The organism is Allosphingosinicella deserti (genome assembly GCF_003012735.1).
Classification (GTDB): domain Bacteria; phylum Pseudomonadota; class Alphaproteobacteria; order Sphingomonadales; family Sphingomonadaceae; genus Allosphingosinicella; species Allosphingosinicella deserti.
Map to the genome: position 1 here is coordinate 218,486 of NZ_PXYI01000002.1, position 21,654 is coordinate 240,139.

At 61.8% G+C, this 21,654-nt stretch carries 17 protein-coding genes; 9 read left to right on the plus strand and 8 right to left on the minus strand.

The window, feature by feature from the left end:
* Positions 1 to 45: 45 nt before the first annotated feature.
* Positions 46 to 1,041 carry a GDP-mannose 4,6-dehydratase gene (locus C7I55_RS05360; RefSeq protein WP_106511878.1) on the minus strand — a complete coding sequence of 332 codons (996 nt, stop codon included), beginning with the start codon at positions 1,039 to 1,041 and terminating at the stop codon, positions 46 to 48.
* A 225-nt stretch (positions 1,042 to 1,266) separates the two neighbouring features.
* Between C7I55_RS05360 and C7I55_RS05365 the strand changes: the two genes are divergently transcribed.
* Complete coding sequence (locus tag C7I55_RS05365) at positions 1,267 to 2,544, plus strand: sugar transferase (RefSeq protein ID WP_199192737.1); 1,278 nt, start codon at positions 1,267 to 1,269, stop codon at positions 2,542 to 2,544.
* 60 nt (positions 2,545 to 2,604) lie between these two features.
* Here C7I55_RS05365 and C7I55_RS05370 read toward each other — a convergent pair whose 3' ends face one another.
* The gene (locus C7I55_RS05370) at positions 2,605 to 3,690 is read right to left on the minus strand and encodes a mannose-1-phosphate guanylyltransferase/mannose-6-phosphate isomerase (protein ID WP_199192738.1); all 1,086 of its coding nucleotides are present in this window, start codon (positions 3,688 to 3,690) and stop codon (positions 2,605 to 2,607) included.
* 274 nt (positions 3,691 to 3,964) lie between these two features.
* Here C7I55_RS05370 and C7I55_RS05375 point away from each other — a divergent pair, with 274 nt between their 5' ends.
* Genes C7I55_RS05375 through C7I55_RS05395 form a run of 5 tightly spaced genes read left to right on the plus strand, consistent with a single transcriptional unit; the run spans position 3,965 to position 9,094 of the window.
* Positions 3,965 to 5,080 (plus strand): glycosyltransferase, encoded by a 1,116-nt coding sequence (locus tag C7I55_RS05375; protein WP_106511879.1) that lies wholly within the window; start codon positions 3,965 to 3,967, stop codon positions 5,078 to 5,080.
* Positions 5,081 to 5,100: 20 nt separating this feature from the next.
* The gene (locus C7I55_RS05380) at positions 5,101 to 5,883 is read left to right on the plus strand and encodes an FkbM family methyltransferase (RefSeq protein WP_158266294.1); all 783 of its coding nucleotides are present in this window, start codon (positions 5,101 to 5,103) and stop codon (positions 5,881 to 5,883) included.
* Positions 5,880 to 6,980, plus strand: coding sequence for a glycosyltransferase (locus C7I55_RS05385; RefSeq protein ID WP_106511881.1), 1,101 nt, complete (start codon positions 5,880 to 5,882; stop codon positions 6,978 to 6,980). The genes C7I55_RS05380 and C7I55_RS05385 overlap by 4 nt, the downstream gene beginning before the upstream one ends.
* Positions 6,981 to 6,984: 4 nt before the next feature.
* Complete coding sequence (locus tag C7I55_RS05390) at positions 6,985 to 8,097, plus strand: glycosyltransferase family 4 protein (protein WP_158266295.1); 1,113 nt, start codon at positions 6,985 to 6,987, stop codon at positions 8,095 to 8,097.
* A gap of 52 nt (positions 8,098 to 8,149) precedes the next feature.
* Complete coding sequence (locus tag C7I55_RS05395) at positions 8,150 to 9,094, plus strand: glycosyltransferase family 2 protein (protein ID WP_158266296.1); 945 nt, start codon at positions 8,150 to 8,152, stop codon at positions 9,092 to 9,094.
* Positions 9,095 to 9,301: 207 nt separating this feature from the next.
* On the opposite strand, the gene C7I55_RS05400 is transcribed toward C7I55_RS05395, so the two are convergent.
* From C7I55_RS05400 to rfbH, 6 genes are all read right to left on the minus strand, one after another.
* Entirely contained in the window at positions 9,302 to 11,305 is a 2,004-nt protein-coding gene (locus C7I55_RS05400; RefSeq protein WP_106511884.1) for an acyltransferase family protein, read from the minus strand.
* Between the two features lie 251 nt (positions 11,306 to 11,556).
* On the minus strand, positions 11,557 to 12,420 hold the full coding sequence (locus C7I55_RS05405) for a glycosyltransferase family 32 protein (RefSeq protein ID WP_106511885.1): 864 nt from the start codon (positions 12,418 to 12,420) through the stop codon (positions 11,557 to 11,559).
* Between the two features lie 35 nt (positions 12,421 to 12,455).
* The gene (locus C7I55_RS05410) at positions 12,456 to 14,264 is read right to left on the minus strand and encodes an ABC transporter ATP-binding protein (protein WP_158266297.1); all 1,809 of its coding nucleotides are present in this window, start codon (positions 14,262 to 14,264) and stop codon (positions 12,456 to 12,458) included.
* A gap of 98 nt (positions 14,265 to 14,362) precedes the next feature.
* A complete protein-coding gene (locus tag C7I55_RS05415; RefSeq protein WP_106511887.1) occupies positions 14,363 to 15,556 on the minus strand; it encodes a glycosyltransferase family 4 protein in 1,194 nt (397 codons plus the stop codon).
* Between the two features lie 69 nt (positions 15,557 to 15,625).
* Complete coding sequence (locus tag C7I55_RS05420) at positions 15,626 to 17,281, minus strand: hypothetical protein (RefSeq protein WP_106511888.1); 1,656 nt, start codon at positions 17,279 to 17,281, stop codon at positions 15,626 to 15,628.
* Positions 17,281 to 18,597: a lipopolysaccharide biosynthesis protein RfbH gene (gene rfbH, locus C7I55_RS05425; RefSeq protein WP_106511889.1), complete on the minus strand. Its 1,317-nt coding sequence runs from the start codon at positions 18,595 to 18,597 to the stop codon at positions 17,281 to 17,283. Before rfbH ends, C7I55_RS05420 begins: the two co-directional genes overlap by 1 nt.
* A 182-nt stretch (positions 18,598 to 18,779) precedes the next feature.
* On the opposite strand from rfbH, the gene C7I55_RS05430 reads away from it, so the two are divergent.
* The 3 genes from C7I55_RS05430 to C7I55_RS05440 all read left to right on the plus strand — a co-directional run bounded on the left by C7I55_RS05430 (position 18,780) and on the right by C7I55_RS05440 (position 21,653).
* Entirely contained in the window at positions 18,780 to 19,715 is a 936-nt protein-coding gene (locus C7I55_RS05430; RefSeq protein WP_199192739.1) for a glycosyltransferase family 2 protein, read from the plus strand.
* A gap of 163 nt (positions 19,716 to 19,878) precedes the next feature.
* Positions 19,879 to 20,667 (plus strand): aldolase/citrate lyase family protein, encoded by a 789-nt coding sequence (locus tag C7I55_RS05435; protein ID WP_106511891.1) that lies wholly within the window; start codon positions 19,879 to 19,881, stop codon positions 20,665 to 20,667.
* A gap of 212 nt (positions 20,668 to 20,879) precedes the next feature.
* A complete protein-coding gene (locus tag C7I55_RS05440) occupies positions 20,880 to 21,653 on the plus strand; it encodes a TylF/MycF/NovP-related O-methyltransferase (protein ID WP_199192740.1) in 774 nt (257 codons plus the stop codon).
* Position 21,654: the final 1 nt, after the last annotated feature.

The window sequence follows — 21,654 nt, forward strand, 5'->3', positions numbered from 1 at the left end:
GCGGCAGTCTCGTCGGCTGCCGCCTTTCCATTCTTCCTAGGCGGCTCAGAGGCCGTGATAGTTCCTGTACCAGTCGACGAAACGCGGCACGCCTTCGTCGATCGTCGTCGACGGCTCGTAGCCGAGATCGCGCTGGATCGCGCTGATGTCGGCATAGGTGTCGCGCACGTCCCCTGCCTGCATCGGCAGCAGCTGCTTCTTCGCCTCGCGGCCACAGGCTTGCTCGATCAGCGAGATCATCCGGGTGAGTTCCTCGGAGCGATGGTTGCCGATATTGTAGAGACGGTGCGGGCTACGGCTGCCGCCGGCCTTGACCTCGCCATCATCCGGCGCGGGATTGTCATGGCAGGCGACGATGCCGCTGACGATGTCGTCGATATAGGTGAAGTCCCGGCGCATATTGCCTTCGCCGAACACATTGATCGGCTCGCCGGCATAGATCGCCTTGGTGAATAGCCACATCGCCATGTCGGGACGACCCCACGGCCCATAGACCGTGAAGAAGCGAAGACCGGTCTGCGGCAGGCGGTAGAGATGCGAATAGGTCTCGCTGATCAGCTCGTCCGCCTTCTTGGTCGCGGCGTAGAGGGAGAGCGGTTGGTCGACACGGTCTTCGACCCGGAACGGCAGGGTGTCGTTGCCGCCATAGACCGAGGAGGAGGATGCGTAGACGAAGTTGGCCAGCTCCCGATGCCGTGCGACTTCGAGCATGTTGAGGTGCCCGACCAGGTTCGAGTGAACGTAGGCGTGCGGATTCTCGATCGAATAGCGCACGCCCGCCTGGGCGCCGAGATGGATGATCTTGTCGAAGCGCTTGTCGGCGATCGCTTCGGTCAATGCCGCATTGTCCGCGAAATCGACCTCGAGAAGCGAGAAGCCGTTGTGCCGACGCTGCAACTCCGCGATCCTGTCGCGCTTCAGCTTGGTGCTGTAATAGTCATTGACGTTGTCGAGACCGATAACCTCTTCGCCCCTGGCGAGGAGGCGATCGCTCACGTTGAAGCCAATGAAGCCGGCTGCGCCGGTCACGAGTGTGGTCATCGATTCTGCCCGATAGATGGTGAGGTGCGGCGGGCCTTAGACGAACCCATTGCTCAAACTCAACGATCTCGCTGTATGGGCCTCGCCGACAGGATCGCGCCGGACGCCTCCGCCGCGCGTGCCCGAGCGCAACGGCGGTGCGTCGCGCTAGACTTGGCCCGTGCTTTTCTCCTATCGACCGAGCCTGCATCATCAGCCGCTTCTCAGCAGCGAGACCCATAGTTCGTGTCCATTCCCCCCGCCAAGATCGCGAGCGTTCGTCGGACGCTCTGGCACCGTGTGCGTTTCCAGCTCGGCGCAGGATTGCTGCTCGCCGTGGCCATCCCCTATTTCCTGCGGTTGCAGCTGGAATATGGCCAGTCCGACGTCGACAGTCTCAACAACTCGCTTTTGGGAACCGTGGCGGCACTGCTTCTCGGTTACTACGCTTTTCGCCGGGTCTCGCATTATCCCGGCGTCCGCGCCTCCTACCACATCCTGCCGTCGTTCGCTGCTTCCTTCGGGCTTGCGCTTGCCGTCTTCTTCTTCGCCAGGCTGGATTACAGCCGACTTCACTTCCTCGCGAGCTTCCTGCTCTGCGTCGGATGGTATTATGTCGTCTATTTCAAGCTGCAGCGGCAGCAGAGGATGCGGATCGGCGTCGTTCCGGCGGGGGAAGTCGATCATCTCTTCGAGATCCCCGACGTCGGTTGGGTGCGTCTTGCCGACGGCTCACGAGACCAGCCTTGTGACGCGATCGTTGCCGATCTGCGTGCGGATATGCCCGACGACTGGGAACGCTTCCTCGCTGATCGCGCGCTCGCGGGCACCCTGGTCATGCATGTCAAGCAGATGGAGGAATCGCTCACAGGGCGCGTCGCCATCGAGCACCTTTCCGAAAACACCTTGGGATCGCTGATCCCCGGCATCGTCTATGCCAAGATCAAGCGGCTCTCCGATATCATCGTCTCGCTGGCGGCGCTGCCGTTCCTGATCCCGCTGTTCGCGGTTCTCGCGATCATGATTCGCTTGGACTCGCCGGGCCCGGTCTTCTTCCGGCAGGAACGAATGGGCTATCGCGGACATCCGTTCCGCATGTGGAAGTTCCGCACCATGCGCCACGGCCATGCCACCGCCGATGCGCGCGAGGCCGCGATGACTCGCGACGGCGACGACAGGGTTACGAAGATCGGGCGGCCGTTGCGGCGCTACCGGATCGACGAACTCCCGCAGGTGATCAACATCCTCAAGGGAGAGATGAGCTGGATCGGGCCGCGCCCCGAGGCAGTGCCCCTGTCTCTATGGTACGAAGCGGAGCTGCCATTCTACCGCTATCGTCATATCGTTCGCCCGGGCATCACGGGGTGGGCGCAGGTCCGGCAAGGCCACGTCGCCGAGGTCGAGGACGTGCTCTGGAAGCTGCACTACGACTTCTACTACATCAAGAACTTCTCGTTCTGGCTCGACGTTCTGATCGTAGCCGGAACGATGAAGACGGTGTTCAACGGCTTCGGCGCGCGCTGAACGACCGGGCCGGACCTCTGGGTCGGGCCTGCTGACCACATCTTCGGATCCGGACCATTCTTATAGCCGGCTGTCGCCGCGTGCCTTGAGGAGTTCCACGGCATCCCGTACCGCTTGGCTGTCACCGCGCGGCACGACCAGCACGGCATCGCCCGTCGCGATGATGGCAAGATCCTGAACTCCCACTGCGACAACCAGCGGTCCGTCGCTGTGGACCAGGGATCCTGACGAGCGTAGCAAAGCGGCGTCGCCAACCGCGACATTGTCGTCTCCATCCTTCTCGCTGATTTCATGCAGCGACTGCCAGCTCCCGACATCGGACCAGCGAACGTCCATCGGCACCACCGCGATGTTCGCAGCATGCTCCATGACCGCGTGGTCGACCGAGATGCTGCGGGCGGCGCCGAACGCATCCGGCGACGGCCGCAACCGTCCGGCGCTCGTCGATCCTTCCGCTACCGATTGTCGGCACGGATCCAGCACTTCGGGGGCATGCGCGGCAAGCGCGGCAAGGAAGGAATCGGCACGGAACAGGAAGATACCCGCATTCCACAGATAACCGCCATCGGCGACATAAGCGGCGGCGCGCTCCGCTTCCGGCTTCTCAACGAAGCTCTCGGCCCGGAACGCACCCGCTGAAAGCGTGTCGCCCAGCTTGATGTAGCCATATCCGGTCTCTGGTCGGTTCGGCCGAATTCCAAACGTGACCAGCCAACCCTGTTCAGCGAGTTCCGAACCCTTCTCGACCGCGAGGCGGAATGCGTCGGCATCGCCGATCAGGTGATCGCTCGGCATGATCAGCAGCAGGTCGTCCGGCGCGGCGGTGAGCGCGGCCAGGGCGATCGCAGGTGCCGTGTTCCGAGCCGCTGGCTCCAGGATCAGTGCCGCGTCGGGCGCGTGCGTATCGACGAGCTGCCGGGCGATAAGCTCGGCCTGGCTTTCGCTGGTAACGACCAACGGCACGGCGAAGCGCCGTCGGTCGGAGATGCGATCCAGGGTAAGCTGCAACATCGATCGTGCGCCGGTGAGCGAGAGAAGCTGTTTCGGGCGCGCATTGCGCGACAGCGGCCACAATCTGGTTCCGGATCCCCCGCACAAGATTACCGGAGTGATCGGTCGGTCGTCCCGGCCAACAACGCTGCTCAACGAGGCATTCCTTTTTCAGCTAGGCCCGGTGCTTTAGGGTCAGTCGCAGGAGCCAGCAAGGCGCCCACGCAACCTCCTGCTCCGGAGAATTTTGTGGAACCGCCGGTTCAAGCGAGATACGGAGCGCCATTCACCCGGGCGGCGGTCGTTCACCTACGGCAATGTGTTGCACCGATATCGCTGTGGGCGGTTGCTCATGGACGGGTTTGCGGAAGGCGAGAGTTGCGGGAAAAGCTTGTGCTGATCGGGCATTTGGAGCGCTGATCCGCCTACCATGTCGAAGCTCATGTACGTCACGACACGGATGGTCGATCCGCCGCAGGGTGGCCGCGCGATGCTTTCGCGGCTGCACTGGCGCGCCTTGAGCACCCTGTTCGGTGACCGAATGGTCGTTCATGAACTCGATCGTGCGGAGAACAGCGCCGGGATGGCGGCCGCCCTTGGCGGCTATCTCGACGGGCTGACGCCCGCAACCGAATTGGTGATCCTCGACCGACTGGCCGCGGAAGGCATCGACCGGCTTTATATCGACGGCTCCAACTTCGGGCGGCTTGCGCAAGCCGTGCGAAAACGCCTCCCCCGCGTGCAAATCTTCACCTTCTTCCACAACGTAGAGGCGCGTTTCTTCCTCGGAGCGGTACGACAGACGAAGAGCGTTCGGGCAATCGGTGTCCTGCTCGCAAACTATCTGGCCGAGCGGAAGGCCGTCCGTGCCAGTCATCGACTGATCACGCTGAGCCGACGAGATAGCCGTTTGCTGTCACGGATTTACCGTCGAGCCGGCACCGACGTGCTGCCGATGGCGATGGAGGACAAGCTTCCCGCCGCCCCTGTGTCCACGGAGCCGGGACAGGAGCAAGACGGCGGCGGTTACGCATTGTTCGTGGGCGGCGCCTTTTATGCGAACGTGGCAGGCATCCTCTGGTTCGCGCGGAAAGTCGCCCCACATGTTGCGCTTCCCACTCTGGTCGTCGGCCGCGGCCTCGAATCGTTCAAGGACGAGCTCGAGCGCTTCCCTAACGTTCGCGTCGTCGGGGCGGTCGACGATCTGGCCCGCCTCTATTTGGACGCGGCAGTGGTGATCGCGCCGATCTTCGACGGATCGGGCATGAAGACGAAGGTCGCCGAGGCGTTGATGTTCGGCAAACGGATCATCGGGACGCCGGAGGCCTTTTCCGGGTACGAGGACATAATCGACGAGGCCGGGTGGATGTGCCGGACCGAGGCCGAGTTCATCGCCGCGATACGTCACCTGGAAATCGATCAGCCGCCGAGGTTCGACGCGACGCTTCGCGCCCGCTACGAAAGTGACTATTCACGTGAGGCTGCGACGGCTCGGCTGTTTCGGATATTGGAACGGCGCGGCGACACCTGCGCCGGGGAGTGTTGATAATGGGCAGTATCAAGTCGGTGGCGCGCAATGCGCTCCCTCAGCGCTGGCAGGTGCCGATCAAATATTGGTACAGCAAGGCCCGGGGGGACCTTGAGCCCGAGATGGAACTGCTCGAATTCCTCATTTCGCAGGGCGATCATGTGGTTGATATCGGGGGTAACCGGGGAATCTACGCGTACCGCTTTCGCCGTCTCGGCGCCCGACTGGACGTGTTCGAGCCGAACCCCGACTGTGCCGGCGTGCTGCGCGGCTGGGCGGCAGGGGATTCGCAGGTGACCATCCACCAGGTCGCCCTCTCCGCGCGAGCGGGTACCGCTCAGCTTCACGTGCCGGTCGATGAACATGGAATCGAGCACGACGCCTCGGCGTCCATAGAAGCGTCTCATGCGGGCAACACGCGCGATCTCGATGTCGAGCTCAAGTCACTCGACAGCTTCGGCTTCACGCGGCCCGCCCTCATAAAGATCGATGTGGAAGGGCACGAATCCAGCGTGATCTCAGGCGCTTCGGAAACATTGCAGCGGGCGCATCCTGTGCTGATCGTGGAGATCGAACAGCGCCACAACGACAGGCCGATCGCGGACATTTTCGCCCAGATCGAAGCACTTGGATATGCCGGCCATTTCCTCGTCCAGGGCGAGCTCCGGTCGCTGGCGACTTTCGATCCGGCGAAGCACCAGCCGCTGGAGGCGTTCGGCGCCGCGCCTTCGGATTACCACAACAATTTCATCTTCCTTGGCCTTGAACATCTGCGTGAGGGTCGGCACCGGGCCCTCACCGAACGCTGGGCCGCCAGATGAAGATCTGTGTGATCACGCCCCGGTTCGCGATTTCAGGCGTGCCTCTGGCACAGCTTAGATTTGCGCGCGCGCTGGCGGCGAGCGGCCACGAGGTTGATTTGATCATCGGCAAGGTAGACTCTCACCTCACCGTTCCAGAGACGCCGGGGGTCAATGTGATTGCGTTGCAGCGGCCTAATGTGCGCAGCATGTTCTGGCCGGTGTGGCGCTACATGCGTGAGCGTCCGCGCGACGTGATCTTTTCGGCCGAGGACCATCTCAACGCCCTCATTTTGCTGATCGCGATCCTGACCCGGTCCAAAGCGAAGATCAGCGGATCGTGCCGTGTTCGACCGTTCGACACCTATTCCAATACGCCATTCACGAAGCGGTGGATCTTGAAGCACCTGATGCGTCTCGTTACGTGGCGGGCCGACGCGCTCACCTGTGTGTCGCGCGACATGGTGGATCAGTATCGCCAGGTCTTCCGGGAACCGCCGCACGTTTGCGTATACAACATCGTTCAGGACCGGGCCGCGCAGGCACGAATGAGCGAGCCTCTGGATGATCCTTGGCTCACGACTAAAACAAGGCCGGTGCTCGTGGCTGCCGGGACCCTCGCGCCGTGGAAAGGGTTCGGCGACCTGATCGACGCCGTCGCACTTCTCAAGCAACGGGGTCGCGACGTTCGCCTGTTGATCCTGGGGGAAGGGCCTCTCAGAGGCGAGCTCGAGGAGAAGATTGTCGATCTTGGTCTGAACGATCGGATCCGGCTGCCTGGCTTCACCAACAACACCCTCAAATATTTTAGTCGGGCCGACGCTTTCGTACTGTCTTCGCACGTCGAGGGGCTTCCGAACGTCCTCGTCGAGGCAATGATGTGCGGTTGCACCCCGGTGTCGACAGATTGCCCTACCGGTCCACGGGAAGTGCTCCGTGACGGCCGTTACGGTTATCTCGTTCCGGTTCAGGATCCAGAGAGTCTGGCGAGCGGGATCGAGCGGGCGCTCGACGGACCTATTCCGAAGGAGATCTTGCTGGAGGCCGTCGAGCCGTTCGAAGAAAGCAAGATCATTCGCCGGCATTTCGAAGTGCTCGGCCTTGTGGCCGCGGGCTGACGCCGTGCGAGTCGGTCTTAATGCAACCTGCTTCAATGAACGGCCTTCCGGGGCCAACCAGCGCTTTGCCGGGATTTACGGCGCTCTGATTGCTCGCTGTCCTGACATCGAATTCGTTATCTTCGAGCCTGCCGACTGCCGCGTTGCCCAATGGTTCGGCGATGCCCCGAACGTGACGGTCCGCCGAACACCGATGCCGAGCACCGGGCGGATTCGGCGTGCCCTTGGCGGTCTCGCTTATTGGCGGCGCGCGTTGGCCAAGGAGAAGCTCGATCTGTTCGAGACCTTCCATCTGCCGCTCCTGCGAGCTCCGCGCTGTCCGACGATTCTCACCGTTCACGACGCACGCCCGATCCTTCGCGATGTTCCTCTGGTGAAGCGCTTGCTCTACGGCCGGATTCTCAGCACGGGGCTTCGCCGCGCCGATCACGTCATCACCGTTTCGGAAACGATGCGGCAGGAGATCCTGGGCATCGAGTCGCGCGCCTCGGTCAGCGCGATCTACAATGGCATCGACCCCAAGCCGTTCGAACGGATCGATGTTGCGGAGGCGGAGGCGACCCGCGCCCGCCTTCACCTTCCGTCGCGTTTCGTGCTCGCCGTGGGCCATCTCGAAGGACGCAAGAATTATCCGCGGCTCGTAGAGGCGATCGCGCGCCTGCGCGCTGCCGGCGAGGACATCGCGCTGGTGATTGTCGGCAACGAGGGCGGAGACGGTGCGGCGATCGCGGACCAGATCCGCAACCTGCATCTTCAAGACCATGTGCGTCTGCTACAGGGCGTCAGCCATGCCGAACTGACCCACATCTATGCCCTCGCGGCTTTGGTTGCCTTCCCCTCGACATACGAGGGTTTCGGCATCCCGATCCTGGAAGCGATGGCGGCACGAAGGCCGCTTGTGGTGAGCGGCACGCCGGTGTTCCGCGAACTCACCGAAGGGCGCGGCATCTATTTCCCCCCCGACGACGTCGACGCGATGGCGGCGGCGATCAGCGGCGTGCTGTCGAGCGCGGAGCGCCAGCAGGCGCTCATCGACTATGGCGAACGGCGTATTCAGGATTTCCGCTTCCCCGCACTCGCCGAGCAGGTCGAGCAGGCCTATCGGGCGCTGGCGTGAGCGGCCAGCGAACGCAGCGCGTCAGGGGCAGCCAGACAGGGGCGGTTTGACGATGTTCTCCGTTGTCATCCCCTTGTACAACAAGCGGGAATTCATTTTGGCAACGGTCAGGAGCGTGATCGCGCAGACGTTTGCCGATTTCGAATTGATCGTTGTCGACGATGGATCCACCGATGGGGGCCTCGCTCTGCTGGAGGATCTGGATGACCCGCGTCTGCGCCTGATCAGCCAGCGCAACTGCGGTAAGGGCGTGGCCCGCAACCGCGGCATGCAGGAGAGCCGCCGCCCTTGGATCGCATTCCTTGATGCCGACGATCTTTGGTTTCCTGATCACCTGTCGGAGCTGGCCAGGATGGCCGCGTTGCACCCGGAGGCGGGGCTGCTGGCAACCGCCTATGGCGAAGGCACGGATCCGACCACGATCGTGCCTGGCGGGGAAAGCCGCGTCCGGCCGATCGCCTACTTTCGGGAAGCGGCGAGCAAGATCGGCGTCGTCTGGTCGTCGGCGACGGCGGTTCGGCGGGATGTTGCGCGGGAGGTCGGTGACTTCGGTCCTTGGCGAACGGGCGAGGATCTCGAATATTGGGCTCGGGTTGCGCTGATCGCGCCGGTGGTGAAGTCCGACCGAGTGACCGCTTACTACCTGCGTAACGAGAGCAGCGAGATGGCGCAGGTCTATCGCGAGCAGGCGCGAAACGCTCAACCGCAGACGCTGTCCGTCGCCTGGCCGTCCGTGGCCTATCTGCAAAGCGTGCGACTTAAGCTCGATCGGACCCAGCGCCGCGATGTCGACGCCTATATCCGAATGGCCGCCTATCTCAGTTCGCTGGGACGAATGGTTGCGGGCGACATCGACGGCGCGAGGAGCATGGCCCGTCAGATGCCGGGTCATCGTCTCGATCGCGCCGCCCTCGTCAGCCTTGCCCTACGCATTCCGGAGCCCGCGATCAGGCTCGCGTTGACCGCAAGGCAAGCGCTCCGCCGCAGCCGTGGCTAGAACGATTTGCCCTCAAACGGCACGTTCGATCTTCAAAATCACGGCAATCAGGGATCTTGATCGGACGTTCCAATGCAGTCGGGACGTCTGCTGTGGTCCAGGACGAAGCGAGGTCTGCGAAACCGGCTGATCAAGCATGGCCCGATCAATGCCGCGGGACCCCAACGACCGCTACGCACCCGCAGAAGTACCGCGCCGCAGCCGCCGTCAGCGAGCGTCCTTCCAAACCCGTTCGCCCAATGCGAGCCGCGCGGCCAACAGCTCCGAGCCGATGTGCCCAAGATGGCTGCCGTCCCGATAGATGGGTTGGCCATCGATCTGGGTGGTGCAGACGTGACCGCGGCAGAGCGCCTGGTCCAGGCGGATGACCGGAGTTGCGGCTTTCTGCACGAAGGCATCCATCAGGCGATCGGTTGGCGGACCCAGCGGGTTGGTGGATCCGGGCGTGATGTCGCACAAGGCCCGCGCCCCGAACGTCGGCAGGCCACTGCGTCGACGCTCCCAGCACATGCCAACGTCGTAGTCCGCTTGCGGCGGCCCCGAGACGACCACGACGCGCTTGCCCAGACTGCGCAGCGCCTTCACCGTCTCCCGCTGTGCGGCGAGAGTGGCGTCAAAGCCCGCAGGCGCGGTGATGAAATGGCCGGTCCGCTGGCTGGCAAGCGTGAAGTGCGGGTCGAGATATCTCAGGTACCAGCCGGACAGGACGACAACCTGGATGCTCGGCGTTCGGGCGACATAGTCGATCACGCTGCGGTTGAAATCCAGGCAGCTGAGGGCGAAAGCGCGTTCTCCGCGGCTCTGCATCGCGGCAAGATTGGCGAACGGCCCGCAATGACCTTTGCTCGCCTGTGCGATCGTCCGATTGGTCGTCGCGGCGAGACCTGGAACGAGGTGCTGGGAGAAGGAATCCCCCCAGACGAGCATCGTTGGCGCGGGACCTTCCGCGCACTTCCCGTCGTACAATCCGCTGTCGTAGGAGCCACAGCGAGCAAAGCCGGTGACGCCGGTTAGATCGACCCCCGAATTTCCCCAATGCCGCTTGGCATGAAGCGCCCCCGCTCCAACCGCCAGAACGAGCGCTGAACCGGCGAGTGCAATTCCGAGAAGCCGCCACCCGTCGATGCGCGAGCGCCGGACCGGTTCTTCGATCCAGCGATACAGGATGTATCCGAGCGCAAGCGACAGCACCACCCCACCGACGGCCGTGATCAGCGGCAGTTGCTCGGTCAGGTACGCATTATGCGCGATCGCGAAGATCGGCCAGTGCACGAGATAAAGCGAGTAGGAGAAGTCACCGACCCGAGCAAGGCAGCGGGCCGGCAGCAGCCCGGGCAGCCTCTCGTGGCGCGCAAGGATGACCACCAAAGTGGCGAGACAGACTGCGACAAGCCCCGGATTGAAGCCGATGCTCGGCAATGGAACGAACGGCACGATGATCAGCACTGAAAGCGCCGGCCACAGGAGTAATCGGGCAAAGCGCCGAACCATCGGGCTGGCCACCACGAATGTTCCTAGCGAGCCGAGGCCGAGTTCCCAAGCGCGGGTTGGCAGGAGATAGAATGCTACACCCGGCGATTTTGCAGCGAGCCAGGCATAAGCGGCAAGGCTCGCCCCCGTTGCGATGAGGATCAGCGGCAATCTGAGGCGCCGAGGGGCGGCCCACAAGCACACGGGGAGAAGCAGATAATATTGCTCTTCGACCGCCAGGGACCACATGTGAAGCAGTGGCTCGTAGGTAGCGGCGGGATGGAAGTAGTTGATCTGCCGCCACAATACGACGTTTGCGGAGAAGAATACCGATCCAGCCAGCTGCTCCCAAAACCGTTCGAAAACCGAAAGGCCGACCAGCAATGTGCACGCGATCGTTGTCGCAACGAGCACGCAATAGCCGGCCGGGAGCAAGCGTCGCGCCCGCCTTGCGTAGAAATCGGCGAAGCTGAAGCTGCCTCGGTCGAGATTGTCGCACACGATCCTAGTGATCAGGAATCCCGAGACGACGAAGAAGATGTCCACTCCGAGATAGCCTGACTGCGCCACGCCGAGGCTCGAGTGGAAGAACAGGACAAACAGCACGGCGAGGCCGCGCAATGCCTGAATGTCGGTGCGGAAATGCGGTTTTTGAGTATCGATCTTGCCGGATGCTCCGCCGACATGGCCCGCAGGCACGCCGGTATGCGGCGCCGCTGCCCCTTCCACCCCATTCGTCATCGCCCCGGAATAGGACGTGGGGCGGAATTGTCAAAGGTGCGAGCCGGGCCCTGGGCAGGCTCTGCCGCTTCCTTTAGCAGCCGCTAGTAACAAAGCCCGAGCAATGGCGTGCCAGGTGCCGGGAAGCCGGCTCGCTCGCGAGGACGCGCCGTCGCTTGTGTTTGTAGCGCCGGCTCCTCGACACCGGCTCGCCTTTCAACTACGCTACAGAATCCGCCGAGCCATGCAGACTGCGTTTGAACTTCCCCTTCTCACCCCATGAATGCGCGGACCAACGATCCCATTTGAGCCTTCAACCGCCCGAGGTGCCGCCGCATTCTCTTGCCCGCGCTATATCCCGCAGCGAGGGGACGGCTGACGCCCGACATCCGAATGATCGAATCGGTCCTCTCGGCATAGTGGCCTCTGAAGAAGGTGCGATGCTGCTCGCCGGCGACGACGCTATATTCAAGGCCAAGCATGCGCTCATTGGGGAGCACCGTACACTCATAACGATTGAGCAGCGGCGTGATCGCGAGCGTGTAGGCGACCGGCCCGGTGAGCCTGAAAACGGCCTCCCTCCCAACTCCGTCACGCCAAGGCCGATAGCGCTCGATGTTTCCAAGAACATAGTCGATCACGGCGCGGAGCAGGGGATGGCCTGGTGAAGCGATGATGTGCCACTGCTGGAACTCGCCACCTCCCACATGCTCGAGGCCCCGTTGGAGACCCCAATTTTCGTGGCTCCCGCCTGTGCCATTGTCCCACTTGGCCAGAAGCAATTTGCGGCCGCTTGTGGTAATCTCGTCCAGAGGCGTCGTGGCCGTGCTCTTGATGTCCAGATACACGCCGCCGACCTGGTACATCAGCAAATAGCGAAATAGATCGGCCCGGGCTGCTCCGTATGCCGGATTAATCAGGTGGTAACGCCCGAGCATCTCGGAGCCATATTCGCGCGCAATGAAACGGTCGATGTCGGCATCATCGTACAGCCTGTAGTCCCAGTTCGGGTTGCGCCTCTGCAGCGATTCGGCGTTATCCTGGAGGGCGGGCGGCAGGCATTTGCGCGCATAGGTTTGATGTAGGATCCGCGGAATGCCGGAGCCCTGCGGCACGACCTTGAAGTCGAAGCTCATCTGCGATCTTTCGCCAACGGCCGGCTGCCCTTCATTCAAGCCGGAGCAGGCGCGCTGCCGAGCACGACCTTCTCGTAGCTGCCTGACTGAACGATCCGCCCGGATTCGAGCCTGTAGACCGTATCGCAGCCTGCGACGGTCGAGAGGCGGTGCGCAATGAGGATAATGGTCAGCTCGCGGTCGAGCTCGGAGACAGAGTCCATCACGGCCGCTTCGGTAGCAGCATCGAGCGCGCTGGTGGCTTCGTCGAGAACGAGTATCGAGGCGTCTTTATAAAGAGCACGGGCGATTCCGATCCGTTGCCTCTGCCCTCCTGACAGCCTCACGCCCCGCTCGCCGACGCGGGTCTCGAAGCCTTCTGGAAGAGTGTCGATAAACGCGGCGATGTCGGCCCGGGCCGCCGCCCTGCGGACCCTGGCCATGTCGATGTCGTCGCGATGGAAACCGAAGGCTATGTTCGCCGCGATCGTATCATCCGCTAGGAAAATGGCTTGGGGAACATGAGCAATTCGTGTTTGCCACTCGGCGATGTTGCTTTCGTCGAGAGTTGCCCCCCCGACTCGCAGCTGTCCCCGCGACGGCTGCAGCAGTCCCATCATCACGTCGACGAGCGTGCTTTTTCCGCTCCCCGTTTTGCCGACGAAAGCGACGCGCTCGCCCGCGCGTATACATAGACTTATCCCCTGCAAAACATCGTGATCGGGAGCGTAGCTGAACCACAGATCGCGTGCTTCGATGTCCAACTTGGCCGGCAGCGTCGCTGCCCCTCGGCTCGGCACGGCGGTGCTGACCGGAGCATTCATCAGATCAACGACGTCTTTGAGTGCATGGGCATTGATCGAGTAGCCGGCCCAGCCTCGATAGATCGCCTGCACCAGCGGCAGGAGGCGCTGCGCGCCGATTGCCAGCGCGCCGAGCACCGGGAGCGCAGCAAGCACCCCGCCCGGCTGCGAAGTGAAATAGATTGCAAGCAGGGCAAAGACGACGATTCCGAAGCTCTCGACCACGAAACGAGGAGCATCGATCACCACACCGGCATGCACCTGCAGGCGTCGCATTTCCTCCTCGATTTCTCCCAACTTCTGTCGGAAGATCGGCTGTGAGTGGTCGAGGATGATGTCGCGCATGCCGCCCCAGACCTCCTGAACGACCTTGAGGCGCTCGGTGCGCACTGCCGAGCTCCGATGGGAGTTCGCGATCAACGCCTTCTTGGTGAAGAGGCTGATCGAAACATAGAGGAGACCGACCGAGAGCAACGCGGCAGCGGCGCTCATGGGATCGATCAGAAACAGGAATGCAAGGATGAACAGCGCGATCACGGCGGAGGTGAATGCAAGCAGTCCAGGCGACAGAATTGCTGTCGCTACGAGGTGGATCTTCTCCACGGCCGCCAACGCAACGCTGCTGTTCTGACGCACGTAGATTTCGTATGGCCGATGCAGCAGGCGCTCGAAAACCCGCATGCTGACGTCGTGTGCGAGTCCGTAGACGAATCGATGGCTCGCCCAAGTGAGAGCTGATCGGATGACGGCCGCCACGACTGCCGCGGAAACGAGTAGGACGGCTGCGGCGATGATCGCCTCGCGGCCATTGGTCGCGCCCAGCATCTCCAGCAAGGACTGCACGGCCCGGTACTTGGCGAAGTAGCTAGGATCTGCGGCCAGTGCGAGGAGCGGCACGACCGCTCCGATCGTCAGCAGCTCGGCGATCGCACCAAGCAGCATCAACGCAGCAGTGCCGAGCAGCTGTAGCCGGCGCTGCCGTCCCATGATGCTGTAGAGGGCGGCTAATCCGCCCCGAGCCGGCGCCTCTCTTCTAGCGCTCGGTGAATCCTCACTGCTCATATTTTTCCTTGCGTGAACACGGACGCTGGGCATCCGCGCGAGTCCAGTCGTTCCATGGCAACTCGGCAGTGCGAAATCCATTCCAATGATGAAGCGGGTCAGCTGCAGGCGGGCTGCTGAATTGGAGACCTGCCGAGATCGAGCCGCTGGCGAACCACCCGCTCAAGCTTTGCAGCCCAGACCTGCCAGTCCAGACGGTTCGCGGCGTCTTCCAGCGCTGCGGCAGACATCCGCTCATAAGCGGCGGGATGGTTCAGCAGCGCTTCGATGTGACTCGCGAACGTGTCTCCCGAAGAACCGACCGGCAGCAGGATGCCGGTTTCTCCGTCGCTTACCACAGTCGTGACTCCGCCGGTCGCATAGCCGAGCGACGGAAGTCCGTGATGTGCTGCTTCGGCGAACACGATCCCCCATGCTTCGGCGGCAGTCGGCAGGATGAAGAAAGAGGCTTCTGAGTAGAGGCGGTCCAGAGTCGCTTGGTCCGCCGGTGAACTTTTATCGATGAAGCCGTGGAAGGTGACGTTCGGCGGCGGTGATGCACCTTGCAGCACCTCCTCGCTGCAGCCGACGATGTCGAGCGAGCTCTCGATCCCGCGTTCTGCAAGCGCGCGTACCGCACTGAGAGCTACTTGGCCGCCTTTTCGTTTCCAGTCGGTGCCGACGAACAACAAGCGTACGGGCCCGCCCCCCAGCTGGCGCGGAGGGCGTCGCTCTGGTGGCATGTTGGCCCCCCAGGCGATTTGCACAACCTGCTCGGCGGGTACGCCCTGCTTCTCGATGGCAGACCGGCAGGCCCAATGAGACGGTAAGTGCACCAGCAAAGATTCGTGGAAGGCGCGATGTTCGGCTACGCGAGCCTTGCGTTTAGCGGTCTTCGAAAGCTGGCGGAACATGTCGTAATATTCCACCAAATCGGGAATGACCGCATCGGTGATCGTGACGACCGGCAGGCGTTCGGTGAAAAGGTAGGCAGCATCGGTCAGCGCGACGGCGAACACGACATCGGGGCGAGCGGCTTCGAGCTTCCTGATGGTGTGGGCGGCCGCAAGACGCGAGTAGAAGCGCGACCAGCTATACTCGAAGCGTCCTCCCGTCAGCAGCTTGGCCGTTCGTCCCAGCGGACGGTACCAAGCCGCCCATACCTGCTCGATCACCAACGTGACGTCGAATTGCCGTTCAAGCGCCTCCAGCATGTGGTGGGGCGTGCCGGACCAGAGTTTGATGTCACGCGGATTGCCGTTTGCGATGAAGGCGGCACGAAGCTTCCTAGTCATCACCGACCGAACCTGCATGGCGGGGCGGCTCCTCCGGTATTGTCCGATCTGGTCACAGTGCCGTTCCGCCCATCATCTATTGTGGCCTCAGGCGCCGGGGCGCCGTATGTAGAGGTCCCACATCGTAGATCGATCCTGGATGTCGAATTGCTGTCTCAGCGAGGGGAGGAATCGGGGGTGGAGCTCGTTGGTTCGATCGTCACGAAGCACCAGCACCGTGTCGATGTCGGCTGGAATAGCATTGAGCGCTTTCATAATCGGTGATTCGTGACTTGCGCCAAGCGGGAAGCTGAGGATTGGTTGAGACTGCAGGACGAAAGGCCATGTGCTCGAGTAGAAGCTTAAGACCTTCCGCTGGCGGATATTCGGCAAGCGCGACAGAAGTGCGAGTCCATCCGCATGGGCATATTGCCACTCGTAATCCCCCATCCACCTCGCGCTTTGTTCGAGGTGCAGCCGATCGCCAATCTTCTTGATGGCGATCGAGGGCTGCGTAAATAGCGGCGTCTGAGACGTCTCCGGCCGTTCGACGATCAACCCCGCGAGCGGACCGCTCTTGAATAGGGAAAGTTCGCCGCCACGTACCTGACCTCGAAGCCCGACCAGCACGTTCATCAGGTAGGGTGTCGTGAAGGTAAGGGCGTATACGGCCAGAGCGATCGTGAACATGCGGGCCTCACCGTCTTCCCGCTGCAACCCTTCGTCCGCCGCCATGATCACGACGAACGCGATCATCGGGGTGGTCGCGGCGATGAAATAATCCAGGGAGCCGGTCGTCAGCGTAGCGAGCATAGCGAGCGGGAGAATCGCAGCGAGCACGCTCAACTTGATCGTCAGCCACCCTCCCGCTTTGCGCGTAAGCCAAAGATAAGCGATCGATCCGGCAGCGATTGCCAGCCCGAAGAAATTGTAGAGGCTGTTATAAAAGAGTTTGCGGAGCGCCCAGTCGATGATGAACCCGACCCCTGCGACCGCGGAAAGGTCGGCCGGCGCCTTCAAATAGGCTTCCGGCCCGTAACCTAGAACGGCCCAGCCCACGGCGATCAGTGCGATCCCGTACAACGCGCAGTGAAGCAGGCCTTTCAAGCCGTTGCGGTAAAGCAAGGGAGCAGCGGCAGGTACGAGCAGAATAGCGAATGTGAGCTTGGTGACAAGGATCAGGAACGCTGCCGCCGCGCATACGAACAGCTCCACTTGGCGGAGAGGCTGGTCTGACAGCAGCACCGTCGCATAGCATGTGATCGCCAGGGCCCAGCACAGCCTGTTGTAGTACATCGAGTACGAATGGCGGAATATCTCGGCTCCGCCGTCTTCGAAAGGGGACCAGGTCAAACTGGTTGCAGAGAGCAGGACCAGCAGGAGCGCGAACGTGGCGAGCCGAGCCCGACGCGCGGTGCCCAAATAGAACAGCGCCGCGCAGATGAAGAAGCCGATTACGATCGCCTGCTCGATCGCCTTGAACGTCGGGCCAAAGAGTCGCATCGCCCAATCGATCAGGTAGATTTCGTAACCGCCGAACTGCCACACGAAATCGACGTGCGGAACGTAGCCGTGGTGAACCAGGTAGCCGGCGTTCAGCAAGTAGAAGCAGTCGATGACGTATTTGTTGGTGTAGGTGTTCGGCAGGATCAGCGCCAGTGAGGCGAACGCTATCGCACTGAAAAGCAGAGCTCCGCTCAACCAGAGCGGCGGAGCCATCGTTGCTAGGCGCCGTCCACGCTTCGCCACCGTCAGATCGCTCATCAACCACGAATCTCCGCGGCTACGGAGGCGATCGTCTCCACCATATAGTCGAGGCGTGCCTCGTCTATCCCCGGCCAGACCCCGATCCAAAAACTGTCGTTCATGATCTTGTCGGTGTTGTCGAGCGTACCATGCACCCGATAGGCGACGTCGCGGAAGGCGGGCTGCTTGGTGAGATTGCCGGCGAAAAGAAGCCGGGTACCCACCTTGCGCTCCTCCAGCGTCTTGGTGAGCAGATTGCGATTGATGCCACTGCCGTCCCGTACCGTCAGAAGATAGCCGAACCAGCTTGGATCGGTGCCGGGGGTGGGAACCGGCAGATGGAAGAGCTCCTCCAGGCCGGCGTCCCGTAGCCTTCGCTCCAAGCCGGCGAAGTTCTCCCGCCGTCGCGCCACGAAATGATCGAGCTTCTTGAGCTGGCTCACTCCGACGGCGGCCTGCATATCGCTGACCTTCATGTTATAGCCGATGTGGCTGTATGTGTATTTGTGATCGTAGCCCTTGGGCAGGTCGCCCAGCCGCCAGCCGAAACGTTTGTTACAGGTGTTATCCACGCCCGGCTTGCAATAGCAATCGCGGCCCCAGTCACGGAACGACTCGGCTATCTTTGCGAGCAGCGGGCTGTTCATGAGAACGGCACCGCCTTCGCCCATGGTGATGTGATGGGCCGGATAGAAGCTCAGCGTCGCCACATCTCCGAACGTCCCGACGTGCTGACCGCCGACAAGCGCGCCGAACGCATCGCAGCAATCCTCGATCAAGTAGAGGTTATGCGCCTTGCAGATCGCTGCCACCCTCTGGACGTCGAACGGATTGCCGAGTGAATGGGCGATCATCACCGCCTTGGTCTTCGGAGTAATCGCAGCCTCGAGGAGATCCACGTCCACGTTGTGCGTCTCGACATCGACGTCGACGAATACGGGTAAACAGCCATATTGGACGATTGGGGCAACGGTGGTCGGAAAGCCTGCCGCCACCGTGATCACTTCATCGCCCGGCTTGATCCGCTTTTCGCCGAGCTTCCATGAGGTGAGGCATGCGAACGCGAGCAGGTTCGCCGCGGATCCGGACACGGTCAGCTTGGCGTGACGGCGACCGAAGATCGCGGCGACCTCGGTCTCGAACTGATCGGCGTAGCGCCCGGCCGTCAGCCACATGTCGAGCGAGGCATCGATGAGGTTCGCGCAATCGTCCGCGTCCATCACCTTTCCTGACGGCGGTATGTAGGTCTCTCCAGGCACGAACGGAGCCGGAGGGCGTGACTCGTGAAACTGTCGGGCAAGGCGGATGATTTCAGAACGCAAATCGTCAGTCATGTCGATCCTGTCGTGGGGAGGTGGCTGCACTGCCAAGTCGATTTCGAAACGCTCGTTAGCGGCTTCAAACCCGAACGTCGATGGGGCACGCTCCCGCTCAGGGGACGGGCGTGCCGAGGAGCACGCCCCGGAGGAGCGTTTTCGCTTGGCAGCGCGCCGGATTTGATGCGATGCGGCGCGTCATGGCAAGCAAGCTCATTTCGATCGTCACCCCGTGCTACAACGAAGAAGAAAACGTCCGGGAGCTTGTCGCCCGCATCCGGGAGGTGTTCGCGCAACTACCGAATTATGATTATGAGCACATCCTCATCGACAATGCTTCCACCGATGGAACCGCAAATGTGCTGCGTCAGCTCGCGGGCGAGGACAGCCGGACGAAGGTGATCCTCAACACCCGCAATTTCGGCCATATTCGGTCGCCATATCATGCCATCCTCCAGGCACGCGGCGACGCCGTGATCCACCTCGTCGCCGATCTTCAGGACCCCCCTGAGATGATCCCGGATTTTCTTGCAAAGTGGAGCGAGGGCTTCAAAGTGGTGCTGGGTGTCAAGACCCAATCGCAGGAGTCCCCTGCCATGTATGCGATCCGGAAGTTGTACTATGATCTTAGTGGCCGTTTGTCCGAGGTTCGCCTGATTAAGAACTACACGGGATTTGGGCTCTACGACCACGTCGTGGTGGAGCAGTTACGCCAAATTGATGATCCGTATCCCTATTTTCGCGGACTCATTGCCGACCTTGGGTACGAGGCGGCATTGATCCCCTTCAATCAGCCTGTTCGGAAGCGCGGAATAACAAGCAACAACTTTTACAAGTTGTACGATATCGCGATGCTAGGGATCACTAATCATTCGAAAATCCCGCTACGTATGGCCACAATGGCAGGCTTCTTCTTGTCTGCCGCCAGTCTGTTTATTGCACTGGGGTATTTGATCGCAAAGCTCCTGTTCTGGAGCCAGTTTGCGCTCGGAACGGCGCCCATTCTGATCGGGTTTTTCTTCTTCATGTCGGTTCAGCTCTTCTTCATCGGCATTATTGGCGAGTATGTCGGTGCGATCCACACCCAGGTCCAAAAGCGGCCGCATGTGATCGAGAAAGAGCGCTTGAACTTCTGATCGATCGGCGCGCCCTGCTCCTGCAGGGCCGCAGTCCGCCGTCACGGCGCCGAAGCCGGCGGTCTCAAGCCGATACGGGTTGACGTACGGGTGCGGCTCCGCCAAGCCAATCACATCTCAGGCTTAGAAAAGGGTGTGTGTCGTGACTCCGACCGAGCGGAACATGTTGGACCTCTTGAAGAAAGGGCGCGATCATTACGGGGTGGTGGCAGTGAAGGCCGAGTTCGAGGCCGAAGGCACGCGCCCCGACGAGTTTCACCGGTTGCTCGAGCTGGCGCAGCGGGCGGACCTCAAGGTGGCGTTGAAGATCGGCGGCTGCGAGGCTGTATCGGACCTGCTCGCCAGCAAGGTCTACGGTGTGGACTATATCATCGCGCCGATGGTCGAAACTCGTTACGCATTGTCTAAGTTCGTTGATGCCAAGAACAAGACCCATGGCCCGGACGAAGCCCGTACCGAGTTCCTGTTCAACCTGGAAACCGAGACAACGCTGCAGAATCTGGACGACATGCTGCCTCTCGCCAAGGAGGGCGTTGATGGCGTGGTCTTCGGCCGGGTCGATTTCACCCTGTCGCGGGGCATGCCGCGGGGGGCAATCAACGAACAGTCCATCACGGACGCGGTGCTGAAGGTGGCACAGGCTTGCCGTGCGGCGGATCTCGAGCTCGTGGTGGGGGGCTCCGTGTCGCCCGACGCGGTGGAAGCTTTGCGTGAGATCCAGGCGGTGCGCCTTGATCGCTTCGAAACACGCAAGGTCATCTTCGACGGAGCAGCGGTTACGACCAATGCGATCTTCGACGGCATCGCCAATGCGGTCGATTTCGAGTTGCTCTGGCTCAAGAACAAGCGGGAATATTATCAGCGCATCGCCGACGAGGATCTCGCTCGTATCGAAATGATGGAAGCGCGGGCTCGCAAGGTGGCGCCGCAGCAGATCGCTGCAGTCGGCTAAGGCGTCTTGAACGGTGCGCGGCGTCTACGGCCGGCGCTGGCGTGCAAGTCGGTTCTGGGTTCGCGGCCATGGCTGAGGGCCATGACGCCGCGTTGCCCGATCGGCACCGGCCATGCGACCGGAATGCAGTGCGGCGACCGCGGAACTCGTTCCAGCGGCCGGATCATCAGACGGCGAGAGCCTGAAACGCATTTAAGAAATTGGAGCTGATCATGCAGACGAGCCCGTTCAAGATGAACGCAAAGCGGGAAATCACTGGAAGGACGGAGGCCGAGGAGGGACTGGTGGACGAGCTGCAAAGCACGTACGCCGATCTTCTGCCGAAGTTCGGACAAAGCTGGAACGGGCACACTCTCGTTGCGCTCACCCGGCAGACGCTTAGCCGGGCCCTCTATTACGATCAGCTTTATCGAAAGATCGTGGGAGTGCCAGGCGTCATCTGCGAATTCGGCGTGCAATGGGGCGCGACGCTCGCACTCCTGACCAACCTACGGGGCATCTACGAACCCTATAATTACCGGCGCAGCATTGTTGGATTCGATACCTTCGCTGGTTTTCCGAGCGTCGACCCGGTCAACGATGGTGCCCACCTCAACGAGGGCGATTACCGCGTTGAAGAAGGCCATGAGCAGGTGCTCGAGCGGTTGCTGACGCTGCATGAGGCAAATGCGCCGATTTCTCACATCCGCAAATTCGAGCTGGTGAAGGGGGATGCCTCAGAGACGGTTCACAAGTGGCTCGACGACAACAAGCACGCGATCATCTCCATGGCGATCTTCGACATGGACATCTACAAGCCCACCAAGGATGTTCTCGAGGCCATCATGCCGCGGCTGACCAAGGGATCGGTTCTGGTGTTCGATGAGCTGAATGTCTTGCCGTTCCCGGGTGAGACGATCGCCGTCCAGGAGGTACTCGGCCTTAACAATCTGCGTCTCCAGCACTTTCCTCACCAGCCCAATTGTGCATGGGCCGTGTTCGAGTAAG

Coding starts and splice junctions, on each gene's coding strand:
- C7I55_RS05405 (WP_106511885.1), bottom strand. CDS start 12,420: ATGAGCTTCGACTTCAAGGTCGTGCCGCAGGGCTCCGGCATTCCGCGG.
- rfbH (WP_106511889.1), bottom strand. CDS start 18,597: ATGACTGACGATTTGCGTTCTGAAATCATCCGCCTTGCCCGACAGTTT.
- C7I55_RS05440 (WP_199192740.1), top strand. CDS start 20,880: ATGCAGACGAGCCCGTTCAAGATGAACGCAAAGCGGGAAATCACTGGA.
- C7I55_RS05395 (WP_158266296.1), top strand. CDS start 8,150: ATGTTCTCCGTTGTCATCCCCTTGTACAACAAGCGGGAATTCATTTTG.
- C7I55_RS05385 (WP_106511881.1), top strand. CDS start 5,880: ATGAAGATCTGTGTGATCACGCCCCGGTTCGCGATTTCAGGCGTGCCT.
- C7I55_RS05400 (WP_106511884.1), bottom strand. CDS start 11,305: ATGACGAATGGGGTGGAAGGGGCAGCGGCGCCGCATACCGGCGTGCCT.
- C7I55_RS05410 (WP_158266297.1), bottom strand. CDS start 14,264: ATGAGCAGTGAGGATTCACCGAGCGCTAGAAGAGAGGCGCCGGCTCGG.
- C7I55_RS05420 (WP_106511888.1), bottom strand. CDS start 17,281: ATGAGCGATCTGACGGTGGCGAAGCGTGGACGGCGCCTAGCAACGATG.
- C7I55_RS05360 (WP_106511878.1), bottom strand. CDS start 1,041: ATGACCACACTCGTGACCGGCGCAGCCGGCTTCATTGGCTTCAACGTG.
- C7I55_RS05375 (WP_106511879.1), top strand. CDS start 3,965: ATGTCGAAGCTCATGTACGTCACGACACGGATGGTCGATCCGCCGCAG.
- C7I55_RS05435 (WP_106511891.1), top strand. CDS start 19,879: ATGTTGGACCTCTTGAAGAAAGGGCGCGATCATTACGGGGTGGTGGCA.
- C7I55_RS05430 (WP_199192739.1), top strand. CDS start 18,780: ATGGCAAGCAAGCTCATTTCGATCGTCACCCCGTGCTACAACGAAGAA.
- C7I55_RS05415 (WP_106511887.1), bottom strand. CDS start 15,556: ATGCAGGTTCGGTCGGTGATGACTAGGAAGCTTCGTGCCGCCTTCATC.